The sequence below is a fragment of the Pseudoalteromonas sp. BZA4 genome (genome assembly GCF_040104395.1).
Classification (GTDB): domain Bacteria; phylum Pseudomonadota; class Gammaproteobacteria; order Enterobacterales; family Alteromonadaceae; genus Pseudoalteromonas.
Window position 1 is genome coordinate 1 of record NZ_JBECOT010000025.1, and the last position, 13144, is coordinate 13144.

The following is a 13144-nucleotide window of genomic DNA, read 5'->3' on the forward strand; positions in this document are numbered from 1 at the left end:
GCTAAGCTAAATGCGCGTGATTACAATCGCCAACTGGTTGAAGCGATGATCAAAGTGAAGGCGCTAAATAAGATCAACACCCTTGGTCTGCCTAAATATCAGTAAGTTAAGTGAGTTTATTAGAGAGCTGCATTTGATCAACAAGGCCTAAGTGATTCAATCAAGGAAAAATAATAAAAATCATGGTTAAAAAGATACTTAAAGGAATTGGTATAACATTTTTAGTGTTAATTAGCTTATTTGTACTTTTAGCAATTTGGACTGCGAATAAATCCTCTGCTTACAAAGAAACTGCAATTCCTTACCTAAATTCAGCAATTACAGATATCTCTCAATGGGACCCTCAGACTCTCAAAAACTATATGACCCCATCATCAATTGAAAATGCCACAGATGAAGATATTTCTAAAATCATGCGTGCATTCTCAAAGTTGGGCGAATTAAAAGAACTAGGTGAATTTGAATTTATAAATGTTAGCTCTAAAGCTGTCACTGGAGGTGGTTCTGGTACTTATGTTACTTATTTAATTCCAGCTACATACACTAATGGAGACGCAAAAATAACCGTCACGTTAAAAGAAGAAGGTGAGTCATTCTCTATTTATAACTTCAATTTAAATTCGATGGCGCTTATTGATTAAGTTTTATCAAAAATAGCAAGCGCAACGGTTTGTATTTAAATAGTTTATTTTCAAAGGAATGTTTATGTCTAAAATTAAAAAAATAGTGATAGCTGTAGTAATTGTGCTAAGCCTTGGCGCAATTGCTAAACAATACAATGAGCACAATCACACAGAGATGGCAATTAAAGAGTGTGGCAATAAAGACAACGTCGCCAAAGTCGACTCTAAAGGTTTTGAGTGTAAAGACTAATTGAAAAATACACTGTTAGGTGAGCAAAGGTGAAGCTGTCATCGCTATCCAAATTATTAAATGAGTACATATCTCCAGAAGTGTTTCTAGGAGAGTTTATAATTGAATTTTCAGATTATGAAAATAAATTGGATATCAAAGGTTCTTCTATTACTCTCGATGTCATTGAAGATGAAGAGATTGCTATATCTTTTACTGATATAAAAAAGCTTTGTGAATTGTTCATTCAAGATAAACTAAATAAAAATCACTTATGCTTTATTGCGGATGCTCTTCAACTATGTGATTTAGTTGATTTTGAAGAGGAAGGAATTTTTGACTACGTAGCTGAATTAACAGATCCAGAAATTAATGGTGTTTTTACAAAACAACGAGCTATTGAAATAGTCGAAAAGTTCACCTAACAAGGCAATTATAAGTGGGACGTCTAAAGCTTGGCTGGTGGTCCTTTGTTGCTGATTTTAGCAAAGCTTAATACGCCCCATATTGCGTCGTTAGCCAATAGAAGGGAGTGAAATGAGTAAAGAAAAATTGGATGGTCTATTAAAATCTTTGGTTACAAAGGCACTAAAACTAGAACCTCAAAGTGATGACGCAGCTTTGGTTGCTTCCTGCCACTCCAAGTTTGGTGGGCCGCCTTACGCGGAGGTAGGAGATACTTGGCCCTCGTGCCCAACTTGTAAGAAAGAGCTGACTTTTATTAACCAAATTCACAATGAAATAGAACAGCAGCTCTTCGTTTTCTATTATTGCAATGAGTGTTTTCCGTGTGGCTTCGGTGATGAAGAAAAGGGACAATGGATAGTAAAGCTATACAATGAGCCTTCAAGGAGTAAAATTGTAGAAATAAATCGGATTTCGAATGACGAGTTTGCACCAACGCCTTGTATGGTAATAACCTCTACAGTTGAAGTTCTCCCTGATTGGGAAGGTATTGCTTCTGCCTCCGAGGAGGTAAGTGAGCTATGTTGCAAGATCAATGATTCTCCATGGGAAGAGTATGAAGAGGCTGTAGAGAGAGCTGGGTGCTTAAATGATTATGCGACGCTTTTAGGTGGTTATCCTCGTTTTGTTCAAAGTGAAGCCGGGCCTGCTTGCCCTGAATGCAATTCAGAAATGATATTTTACGCCCAGGTTGATTCCGAAGATGAAGCTAATATCATGTGGGGAGACGTTGGGCTGGTTTATTTCTTTCGTTGTCCAGTGCATAAAAACCAATTTCAACTCGAGTTACAGTGCCACTAATGGTTAACAAGCGCATATTGTCGGACTGCTTTTCCACTGCGCTCCAAATCAGCCGAAAATATGGGCGTTGGTATGACTCCCACAGTCAAGTTAAACGCACTGATCCTTGCCTAACTTTTTAAGCCATAATTTCTTCAGCTCGAATTAGAGCGAGTTAATACATAGGATGAAGCAAGTAATGTCGTCGGTTTTCATGCTGATATTCGTTGGTTATTACTATTTCTAGTAACAGAGCAGACCTTACTTAGTTCGTCGTGGCACCTGTCTTCAGTCTATGTTCGTGGTTCAATGCTGCGTTAGCTGCATTGCCATCCTAACGCCCTCGGTGGTTGTGCCACACCCGATGCTTGACCCAATGCATTAACTCTACGAATTACAGTTGTTAGCACACAACAGCCCTTCGTCTCAACTCGCCTTTGCCCCAAAGTGAGTTAAAGTAAATACTCTAAAGACGGCTTTGAGCGAAAGCGGGCATTTTTCTTTTAAAAATAACCTGTGTTTATATACATGCTTAATCAAATTGCTCGCATAGTCAAGAAAACGACCCAATCGCACTTTTTATCCTGAGGTAAAAGCGAGAACTCCTAAATTTTAATAACACTGGCAATTAGTTAACAAGTTTGTTAAAAATAATCTAATAAGAAAAGCGAGCGATGCTATAGAAGAAAAACGCGCGATTCGCTCGCTATAAACATGTTAGCATTCACTCAAGGAGAGAGTTGTGGAATATGCAGAAGAATACTCAAAACCTGAAAAGTACAAGAGAATCATTTTAGCGTTGTTGCTAGGGGTACTAAGCTTAATAATTAATGAGAAGTGGTATTTACCCTTTATCAGTTGGTATGCAGATACAGTTTATTGTCACACACCTTTTGGTTACTCTGGAATATCCGTTATGTGGTATTCTTTATTTGTCGGAATTCCAATTGTTTGCGCACTTATAATTGGTCCATTTACCTTTCCAGTGGGTTATAAAGGGCTTATAGATGAGCAATTTCCACCTAAAGGATATAAAGTGTTTGCCCCGACAAAAATTGTAAGAGGGTGGAAAAGTAAGTTTAAGTCTATTTTCCTTATGTCTGTGCCTATTTTTCTTATACTAGTCTCAGTTTGGGGGTATTTTCAGGTCAATAAAATGCCTCAAGATGTACCTAAAGATTTCGATTATAGTGTATGTGAAAGCTAACAAGGCGTTGAAAAAGTCGGACACTGTAATGCTTGCTCGGTTCCGCTCCGCTTCACATTTTAGCAAGCATTACTCAGCCGTTTAACGCGGCGTTAGGCATCTAAATGAGAAACGAAGGATTAGTTAAAGTTCACGTATCTTTACCCAATCACTGGATGATTGGTGGCGAGTCTATGTGGGCAGAACCGCTAGGGAATAATATTTATCGGCTTGAAAACGTTCCATTCTTTTCGTACTCGTTAAACTTCAAGGATGAAGTAAAAGCTTTTGAGGACGATAACGGCATATTGGAAATTGAAAATGTCATAGCAAGAAGCGGTAACCGCACTCTCAGAATAATTTTTGACAAATCAATTGATAGAGATAAACAAGATTTTTATATTGAAAAAATTCGCGATTTGGATTGTTCATTGGAAAGATGGGATGAAACATACTTAACTGTAAATGTTCGTAAATCTGCTTGCTATTTAGATGTAATCAAAAAGTTTGATATCTGGGATGCGGAAGAAATTTTTGCTTATGAAACATGTGACGAGCAAATTCCAGGATCCTTCGATGCTGAGCCGGATGACGATGCCTAACAAACTGTTTAAAGTGGACAAAATTACGTTGGCTTGGTTTCGCTCCGCTTCACAATTTAGCCAACATAATTTTGCCCATTAACAGGGCGTTAGAAAGCCTATGAAGAATTTGAGTTACCTTTTAGCTTTGTTGTTTTTATTTGGTTGTGGGAAGAAGGAGCCGGATCATGTTTGGGATTGGGGGTATTTACCTTCGTCAGAAATATCGAACTCTAAACGGGAGCAATGTGCTCACGAGTATTACCAGTCTTTTCCAATTTCGACAGATAGTGGAGAAAGCCTTAGGATTGGACAAAGCTCAATTTCTGGCCGTTCTCATAAACACTATATTGGTTCTGGCTGTATGGTTGCTAAGGTAAGCACAAGAGTCTATTTGGATGCTGATAAACAAGCTAATAACTTTTACTCGGTTTCTGTTTCAATGCCAACTTTAGATGATAGATGCAGGAGTAATTCTGACATACCAGCATGTAAGGAAAGCTCAGTTAGTCACACAGTCTTATTTTCTAGAGATATTTTAGCTAGTGAGATTGGTGACTATTTTAAAAGTAAGACTATGAATCAAATCGTAAGTTATGACGAATATAGCCGTGTTGTAACTTTTCAACTTAGAAATAAAAGTCTTGAGTATAGAATCCAGGCTTTCTAACAAAGCAAATTAAAAGTGCGGACAAAAAACAGTTGGCTTTGTTCGTACCTCACAAACTTTAGCCAACTATTTTTAGCCGTTTATTTGCGGCGTTATGCGGCAATCTAAGTAGGATAATTTGATGAATTTTGTTGAGTTTCAAAAAAATATGCGAGGGGCTTACGTGGGAGGTGCAACTGGTGTTTTAGCATCGGGCATTGTTTGGATCTTAGCTGGAGCAATTGGAACTTACTCTTCTTCTTTAACAGCTATGCTCGCTCTGTTCTTCGGTGGTATGTTTATATTTCCTCTTTCTATACTTTTTTCAAAACTGCTTTCTGCGTCAGGAAAACACGACTCTAAAAACAAACTAGGACCTCTAGCCTTAGAAACTCTTCCAACCCTTTTTGGTGGGCTGCTAGTGGCCTTTTATGTGGCTCAATTCAAACTGGAATTATTTTTCCCAATCATGTTGTTAGCAATTGGCGCTCGCTATTTTTCCTTCCAAACATTGTATGGCCTTAAAGAATACTGGATATTGGGTGCTGCATTGATATTTGCTGGCATCTCATGCACCGTACTAAGTTTGCCTTTTATATCAGGCGCTTTTATTGGTGGGGCTTTGGAATTAATATTTGCGTTAATTATATTCAGAAAAACACGAGCGGTTGTTTCGGCAGCCGCATAACAAAACGCTTAAAAGGGACAATTACACAATGCCGCTTCGCGATTATCGCATTGCGTAATTGCCCCTTAGCTTAAAGTTACTGATTAAATACTCTAAACACTTTTGTCCAGATAAAGTCAAAGTCATGCTCAACGTCTGCTCGCACTCAATGATGGCCTAATGACCGCAAATGGCAAAAGGCCGTCTCTCCAGAATATGTTAATTACGTAGCATTAAAATCATCAAACAAACTTTTTTAGCACCATTTCATAGCTTTTCATTAGTGCTCATTTAGCCAAAGGCTTATGTATCTCGAACTTCTAACTTCAATGAATAATGGCTCTGCATTGGTGTTACTATTTAATCAAAATCTCATCGTGCCTGAGATTCTCATTTTGAGTGGCAATCGCCACAGGCAAAACTTGCTTTGCTGAATAGACTGGCGTAACTTAACACTGGTACGATGAGTTTATAAAAATAAAAAGGTCAAACGTGACGATTAAACAAGAATCGGTGTTTATTAAACTTGCCGAAAGCCAAACCTTACATTTACGCCGTATCAGTAAGACTGATGCGAAAGGCCCTGCGGTGTTTTTTATGCATGGTGCCGTTGAAAATGGCAAAATCTTTTACACCCACAGCAATAAAGGTTTAGCGCCATTTTTAGCTGAGCATGGCTATGTTTGCTATGTGGCAGATTTACGAGGTCGTGGTGAGAGTAAACCTGCGATTTCAAAGCATGCAAAGTATGGTCAAACCGAGGCTATTTTAGAAGATATCCCCGCATTTCTAGATAAAATTAAGCAGCTTGAAGGCGAGCCTGCGCGTTATTGGGTAGCGCACTCATGGGGTGGGGTGTTAATGAACAGTGTGTTTGCCCGTTTTCCTGAGTTGATTGATGATGTTAAAGCCTGCGGCTATTTTGGTTCTAAACGGTCTTTATATAACCATCACCCAAGCAAGTATATTCAAGGTAATTTGATTTGGTATGGTTTGGCGCCATTAGTTGCCCGTAAGCATGGTTTTGTGCCGGCTAAAAAACTGAAATGGGGCAGTGATGATGAAACCCGTAAGTCACATTATCAAAGCATGCAATGGGCTAAGCGTAAACCTTGGGTCGATACTGACGATGGCTTTGATTACGCCAACGCATTAGCTGATAAGGCGCTGCCGCCCATTATGCATGTTGCAGGTGTTAAAGATAAAGCGCTATGCCAGCCGATTGATATTGAAAAGTTTATGGAAGAGTCAGGCATCGGTAAGCAAACGATGACCATTTATGGCCGTAAGTTTGGCCATAAGGTCGATTATGATCACATAAATATGCTTACTCACCCACAGGCGCGTTTTGATCAGTTTGTTGACTTGTTGAACTGGTTTGAGACTCACGCATAAGCGTGTGCATTGCGCTCTCGTAGCGTTTGTATTTCTCTAATGCTTTATCACTTAACGGCTGTCTTACAGCCGTTTTGCTGAGCGTTGCCACCGGTTTTTTTGACTTATAAAAATCTAAAAACTGTGTGCTGTATTCAATGTTTAAGAACTTACACAGGGCTGTTAGTGTTTGTTCGCTGTCACTTATAAGTGCCTCATAGCTTAAATCAAAAACCGCCTCTGGCATCACGTTTTGCCAATGCTCCATTAACTGCTGATACAAATCAAAATACTGTTTAAACTCTGGGAGTGAACAAAAATAAGGTTCGTTTTCAGCAAAATAGTTGCTAAAAACTGACCAAGCCATTGCATTATACTCGCGCTGCATATTAATGAACTTGGCGTTAGGAAAGAGTAAGTAAATCAATCCAAGTGACTGATAGTTAGCTGGTAGCTTATTGATCATAAAGGGGCGCACAACTGGCGCTTGCTTTATTCGTTCAATATAAATATTGCGGGCATTGTTAATTAGCCCTTGGTTCAGCTCTGCTAAGCAATCTGGGTAGGGGAGCTGTGTTTGTTGTTCAAGGTATGCAACAACCTGATTGCTGATACTGGCATCTTCGCCAAGGCTGGCAAAATCATCATGGCTTGCCAGCATTTGCTCTACCAGCGTTGAGCCACTTCTTGGCATGCCTATAATAAAAATGGGTGTAATTGTGCCTGTGAATGTTTTGTCTCTGGCATCAATTAGTTCAGCTGTATTTTGCTCTATGATGCGCTGATAAAACGGCACTAAGTCACGGGTTTTAAACTGCGTGAGTTTTGTTTGTAACTTATTAGCTAGGCTAAAGTAGTTAAAGGCTTGCTCGGTATCATTTAACTGATCATAGCTTTTACCAAGGGCATAATAACACACCATTTTTAAACGTAGATTATTGGTTAAAGTTAAAAACTGGTGTAGCTCATTTATGTAATTTTCTTCATTGCTAAAGCGCCCAAACTGCACAAGTTCAAATAAAATGTACGCCGTCACTGGATAATTTCCCATACCGAGTGCATGCTTTAAAATACTGTAGGCTTTGTCTAGCTCACCATAGGTTAAATAATGCTGGGCAAGATAGTAATGTGGCTCAGGGTTGTGGCTGGCAATTGATTTTGCATATTCGAGTACGGTTAAGGCATCTTGCGGTGAATGTACGCCATTAAAAGCATCGGCAAGGGCATGGAGCGGTTCAAGCATGTGAGGTAGTCGCTCACAGGCTCTTTGTAAAAGGTAAACTGCGGCATCATATCGCTCTAAACGCAATGCAATGCGGCCTAGTCCAAATAACGCTTCGCCGTTTTCAGGATCTGAATCGAGAATGGTTTTAAAATGAAATTCAGCCTCTTTCAGCTTGTTTTCATTCAGTAGTTGATTCGCTTTTTCCAGTAACATAAACTTTGAAACGCAAATTTGAGGTGTTAATTTAATGTATGTGGTGGATTGATGTTAAAGTATATAAGCCAATGAAGATAACTCCTCATTGGCTTACCATTACAAATTTTTACTACTAAATATTAAAATTTATAACTCGCTTTCACGTAGTAAAATCCACCATTGTAGTCAAATGGACCACTTTCGTAGTATTTACCACCGACGATACCTCGTGACCCATATGAGCCATCACTAGATACTTCTTGAAGCTTTTCAGCCTCAGTATCGAAGATATTATTTGCGCCTACAGACAGTGTAATTGCATCAGTTGCATAGTAGCTCAATTCAGCGTCGAAGGTAACTGCAGAACTCCCTGTTTTAGACCAACCATAGGTGTCACCAATATCTGGCTCATCTGCATGTGTTGCAAAATACTCACCAAAGTAGTTTGTTCGAACAAACATACTGAATGTTTCCCAGTCTTGTGCAAATGTAAATGTTGCACGATGTTCTGGCATGCCTTGTTCAAGACGTTTAACTTTGAAGTCAGAAGTATATAAGCCTGCATTGTCAACTTCAGTACTGTTGTAGTTGTATGCTAAAGAAAGTTTAGTGTCGCCACCGAACAGTTCCATTGTGTAGTTTGCTACAACATCAGCACCTTGTGTATGTGTGTCGAAATCATTTGCAAAGAAGGTGATTGAACCTCCAAGTAACAATTCAGGGTTTGGATACTGACCTTGTAATGCATCTACATCATTTTGGTCAATAAATAATTTATCTGTTTGTGCTATGCGATCTTCTACTTTAATGTCATATAAATCGACAGTTAGGAAAAAGTCGCCACTTTGATAAACACCACCAATAGCAAAACTTTTTGACTCTTCTGGAGTGAGCTCTACACCACCTTTTTGAGCTGATACTGGGTGCGTAGGTGGATATGTTGCTGATTGGATTAATTCACCATTAACAAGAGAAGTTTGGGTATTTACTACATTAGCTTGTCCAACTGTTGGAGCACGGAAACCTGTTGAATGAGATGCGCGAAGTGAAAACTCATCTGTTAGAGAATATTGAGCTGTTACTTTATAGTTTAAGGTATCTCCGAATGTTGAAAAGTCCTCATACCGAAGTGCAGCGCCAACTAAGAAATCTTCAGTTAAGTATGTTTCAACATCTAGATATGCAGCGATACTTTGACGTTTGCTTATACCTTGAGATTCAGGTGAAAATCCTGCGAAACCATGAGAACCTACACTAAAACCTTGTTCTGCTAAAGGTCCTTGTTGCCAAGAAACCTGTTCACCTGAAATAATTTCAAAGCTTTCTTGTCTCCATTCAGCACCAAAAGCGACGTTTAGCATATCGTCTAAACCAACATCATATGCTTTTGATATATCAAGATTGAATGCTTTTTCAAGCTGAATATACGAGCCAGCTTCAAAACTATTATCAGTAGGTTGGTTAGCTCCTAACGATGGGTTTACAGTGTTAACTAGGGTGTAGGTTGATTTGTTACGGCCAACCGAGCCACTGAAATCATAATAAGCGCCATCTAAAAAACCATTTTTAAACTCGCCTTTAGTACCCATTGTTAAAGAGGTATCATTTATCTCACCAGTGAAAAGAGGAGTATAGCCGCCCGGGAACAATTCGTTGAAAGCCCAGCAGTTATCATTATTAGCTACATTATCTATATAATCTTGTTGAGTTAAAACATTACCAGAAGTGATTGGAATGTTTGGGCAGGCGTCACTATTACCATCCATAGCACCTACTAACAGATTACCGTCACCATCGGTGTAAACACCGCCTCTATTTTGTGGGTTACGATAATAATAGCCTCCAGTTGCCGTCCTATCTGAATAGTTACCGAACATATAGAAGCTCTTTCCATCACCTAATTCTAATCCAACATTAGCAAACAATGTTAGATCATCATCAATCTCGGGATTACCCCAAGTTTGCGCAGGATCATTAACTGATGTATTACCTGCAGCGATTAATGCTGCTGCATCTGGGCGCTGTAAAGTTCGGCTTGTTGCATCTGCTGTTTTATATTGAAAAGATAAATTTGCAAAACCTTCGTCAGTAAATGGTAGGCCAACATTGCCATCGATTACTGTTTGATCGCCATCACCTTCGTAATATTCTCCTTGGCGCACAGAGAAAGAACCACCTTCAGAGGCATCTTTTAGTACAAAATTCATTACACCTGCGATTGCATCAGAGCCGTACTGCGCTGCAGCGCCATCTCTAAGAACCTCAACTTGCTTCAATGCAACTGAAGGGATCACTGAAATATCTGGACCTTGTGCACCATCGTTTACGCCGCCGCCTTGAAAAGCAATTACGGACGCTCGATGTCTTCGCTTGCCATTAAGTAGGATAAGAGTTGAATCAGAAGATAAACCCCTTAAGTTAACTGGACGAATAAACGATGCTGCATCTGAAATAGGCTGCTGACGAACATTAAATGATGGAACTGATGCTTGAAGCATATCTAACATATCAGTAGAACCATTCTTGCTAAGTTCATCGCCACTAACTATATCAATTGGTACTGGTGAATCACCGATTGAACGTGGCGCGGAGCGAGTACCTACAACGGCAATTTTTTCTACGTTTTTGTTAACTTTCGTTTCTTCTGCTGCTTGCTCTGCAGCAACAACTGAACCCGACACAAACAGGCCAGCTGTTGTTGTCGCTAAAGCAAATTTAATTGCTTGTTGTAGCGCATTATTTTTGAATTTCATTCTGACTTCCCCAGTTAGAATATTTATGATTATGTCACCGAAGTTAAATAATAAACTTGGTGTAAATCTCTTATACAGCCTGTAAATTTATTTTGCAAATTGTTAATGTAATGTTGTTTTTGGCGTTTTTATTTGCACGTTATTATTGTTTTTTTAATTATGTGCATGAAATCAAAGGGGATAATTTATTCTTATTTTTTCTTTTATGTGTAAGAAAGTATATAAAATATCTAAAAATATTTTAAAAAAGGAATTTTTTGATTGGTTTTTAAGCGTAATTGGATTTGGAACGGTCTATTAGGCTTGTTGCGGAATGTTGTTTAATTGCCATTGCTTTAATTTTTCTCGGTATTCATCCCATACACATGGGCAACAACTACCACCACCACAACATTCATCTGGGGCCGGCTTTTGGGGTTTAGGCTCAGTCTGTTGTATTGGCGTGTTCATTTTTAATACTGAAAAATAATTACGAATAGAGTATGAAGAATAAAACAAAAACTAATATAAGTAAATTATGCTTTGTGAACTTCGCATGCTGTGTGAAAATAGCCAAATGCGATTATACAAAGTTATTCATCGAGCCCCATTCAGAGTGGCCAAAATTACCAAAAAGCGTCAGACTCTACGCTTCAAGCGCGCTATGGTAGCACTTAAAATCGCACTTGCCCAAGAAAAGCAAGAAACAAAAGAGATGCTCCATATCTATAGGCGATACACCCAAGGCCAAGCTACTAAAGAAGAATTGCATACTGCCAATGAGCAATTTTTAGATATATTAAAAGGACTCGGTTTGGGCGTATTTGCTGTATTACCCTTTGCACCCGTGACAATTCCTTTGGTTGTAAAACTAGGTCAATGGGTTGGTGTTGATGTGCTACCTAGCTCATTCAATATCAATAAGTCGATTAAAGAGATTGATCAACTAGTAGAAAAAGAAGAAAAAGAGAAACAAAACAAAGACTGATTAGGTTTTGCTTATCTGATTTTGCCTATACCTTTTGTATCAAGATATTGGTATCCTTAATGACCTTTTCTTTATATCGAGTCGTTTAATGAGTTCATTAATTCGCCATTCTTCTACGGGAATTCCCCTGTCATTTATTGCTAAAGCTGACCTATCAACGTGGTTAACCGAGCAGCCGCAAGCCTTACAAAATTGGCTAACAAATTGTGATTTTAAAAACAAAGGCATGGCCTTAATAGCTGATAGTGAAACCGGTTCACTTGAGCATGTGTATTGTTTAGTTAATGATTTACAAGACTTTTGGTTAGCGGGTGACTTATCGACAAAACTGCCAGCGGGTTGCTACCAAATTCAAGGTGATAATAGTTTTGTCGAACAGGTTGCACTTGGTTTTGTACTAGGTGGTTATGAGTTTAGTGAATATAAAGAAAAACCATCGCCTCGTGCCACACTTGCCATTCAAGACGAATCTTTAGTTAAGCGTTTATCGCAGCATGCAAGTGCGATTAATTTAGTCCGTGATCTAGTTAATACGCCTGCTGCAGATATGATGCCGCAACATCTTTCTCAAGTGATGGCAGATTTAGCAGACACCTTTGATGGTGAGTTTAGCGAGTGGGTTGGTGATGAATTATTAGAGCAAAACTACCCTACAATTCATATGGTTGGTCGTGCGTCTGAGAATAAACCTCGCTTACTTGATTTACGCTGGGGCGCAAAAGATGCTCCACAGATTACCTTAGTCGGTAAAGGCGTGTGTTTTGATTCAGGTGGTTTAGATTTAAAACCAAGCTCAGGCATGCGTAATATGAAAAAAGACATGGGCGGTGCCGCGCATGTTATTGGTCTTGCCCAGTTAATTATGGCTGCCAACTTACCAATTCGCTTACGAGTACTGGTACCTGCAGTTGAAAATGCGGTTTCTCGTAATGCATTTAGACCGGGTGATGTGATTAAAACTCGCAAAGGGATCACAGTAGAAATTGATAACACGGACGCTGAAGGTCGTTTAGTGCTGTGTGATGCTCTTGCTGAAGCACAAAACGATAACCCCGATCTTATCGTTGACTTTGCAACCCTTACTGGTGCTTGTCGTGTAGCCCTCGGTACTGAATTACCTGGCTTTTTCGCAAATAACCGTGAAGTGGCTAACAAATTGATGGATGCAGGCGAAAGCTGCCATGATCCTGTATGGCAACTGCCGTTATTTGATCAATACAAGCCATTATTAAAAAGTGATGTAGCTGATATTGCTAACTGTGCTTCCACTCCTTTTGGTGGTGCGATCACTGCTGCTCTTTATTTAAAAGAGTTTATTGAGCCAAGTACTCCTTGGGTTCACTTTGATGTTATGGCTTGGAACTTACGTGCATTACCGGGTCGCCCTACAGGTGGTGAGGCATTGGGTATTCGCGCTGTGTTTAATTACCTACAAGATCGCTTCCAATAA

Annotated in this window: 14 protein-coding genes; 11 read left to right on the plus strand and 3 right to left on the minus strand. The window is 39.2% G+C overall.

Annotated features, from left to right (window positions below; genetic code table 11):
- The first annotated feature begins 182 nt into the window (after nt 1-182).
- From ABMY41_RS11790 to ABMY41_RS11830, 9 genes are all read left to right on the plus strand, one after another.
- Complete coding sequence (locus ABMY41_RS11790; RefSeq protein WP_349274722.1) at nt 183-641, plus strand: hypothetical protein; 459 nt, start codon at nt 183-185, stop codon at nt 639-641.
- 64 nt (nt 642-705) lie between these two features.
- Nucleotides 706-873: a hypothetical protein gene (locus ABMY41_RS11795; protein WP_188729789.1), complete on the plus strand. Its 168-nt coding sequence runs from the start codon at nt 706-708 to the stop codon at nt 871-873.
- Between the two features lie 29 nt (nt 874-902).
- On the plus strand, nt 903-1277 hold the full coding sequence (locus tag ABMY41_RS11800; RefSeq protein ID WP_349274724.1) for a hypothetical protein: 375 nt from the start codon (nt 903-905) through the stop codon (nt 1275-1277).
- A 112-nt stretch (nt 1278-1389) separates the two neighbouring features.
- A complete protein-coding gene (locus ABMY41_RS11805) occupies nt 1390-2118 on the plus strand; it encodes a DUF1963 domain-containing protein (RefSeq protein ID WP_349274726.1) in 729 nt (242 codons plus the stop codon).
- A gap of 721 nt (nt 2119-2839) precedes the next feature.
- Entirely contained in the window at nt 2840-3304 is a 465-nt protein-coding gene (locus ABMY41_RS11810) for a hypothetical protein (protein WP_349274728.1), read from the plus strand.
- A gap of 104 nt (nt 3305-3408) precedes the next feature.
- On the plus strand, nt 3409-3885 hold the full coding sequence (locus tag ABMY41_RS11815) for a DUF4265 domain-containing protein (RefSeq protein ID WP_209328356.1): 477 nt from the start codon (nt 3409-3411) through the stop codon (nt 3883-3885).
- A 100-nt stretch (nt 3886-3985) separates the two neighbouring features.
- A complete protein-coding gene (locus tag ABMY41_RS11820; RefSeq protein ID WP_349274730.1) occupies nt 3986-4534 on the plus strand; it encodes a hypothetical protein in 549 nt (182 codons plus the stop codon).
- A gap of 121 nt (nt 4535-4655) precedes the next feature.
- Nucleotides 4656-5201, plus strand: coding sequence for a hypothetical protein (locus ABMY41_RS11825; protein ID WP_349274732.1), 546 nt, complete (start codon nt 4656-4658; stop codon nt 5199-5201).
- A 471-nt stretch (nt 5202-5672) separates the two neighbouring features.
- Complete coding sequence (locus tag ABMY41_RS11830; protein WP_058584258.1) at nt 5673-6575, plus strand: alpha/beta fold hydrolase; 903 nt, start codon at nt 5673-5675, stop codon at nt 6573-6575.
- Here ABMY41_RS11830 and ABMY41_RS11835 read toward each other — a convergent pair.
- The 3 genes from ABMY41_RS11835 to ABMY41_RS11845 all read right to left on the minus strand — a co-directional run bounded on the left by ABMY41_RS11835 (nt 6508) and on the right by ABMY41_RS11845 (nt 11177).
- Nucleotides 6508-7992 carry a sulfotransferase gene (locus ABMY41_RS11835; protein ID WP_349274733.1) on the minus strand — a complete coding sequence of 495 codons (1485 nt, stop codon included), beginning with the start codon at nt 7990-7992 and terminating at the stop codon, nt 6508-6510. The genes ABMY41_RS11830 and ABMY41_RS11835 overlap by 68 nt on opposite strands.
- Nucleotides 7993-8114: 122 nt before the next feature.
- Nucleotides 8115-10727, minus strand: a complete 2613-nt coding sequence (locus ABMY41_RS11840) for a TonB-dependent receptor (RefSeq protein ID WP_349274734.1) — start codon at nt 10725-10727, stop codon at nt 8115-8117.
- Nucleotides 10728-11024: 297 nt separating this feature from the next.
- On the minus strand, nt 11025-11177 hold the full coding sequence (locus ABMY41_RS11845) for an oxidoreductase-like domain-containing protein (protein ID WP_188731467.1): 153 nt from the start codon (nt 11175-11177) through the stop codon (nt 11025-11027).
- Between the two features lie 106 nt (nt 11178-11283).
- On the opposite strand from ABMY41_RS11845, the gene ABMY41_RS11850 reads away from it, so the two are divergent.
- Together ABMY41_RS11850 and ABMY41_RS11855 are read left to right on the plus strand one after the other, a co-directional pair.
- Nucleotides 11284-11694, plus strand: a complete 411-nt coding sequence (locus ABMY41_RS11850) for a hypothetical protein (protein ID WP_349274737.1) — start codon at nt 11284-11286, stop codon at nt 11692-11694.
- Nucleotides 11695-11782: 88 nt separating this feature from the next.
- Nucleotides 11783-13144, plus strand: a complete 1362-nt coding sequence (locus tag ABMY41_RS11855; protein ID WP_289096286.1) for a leucyl aminopeptidase family protein — start codon at nt 11783-11785, stop codon at nt 13142-13144.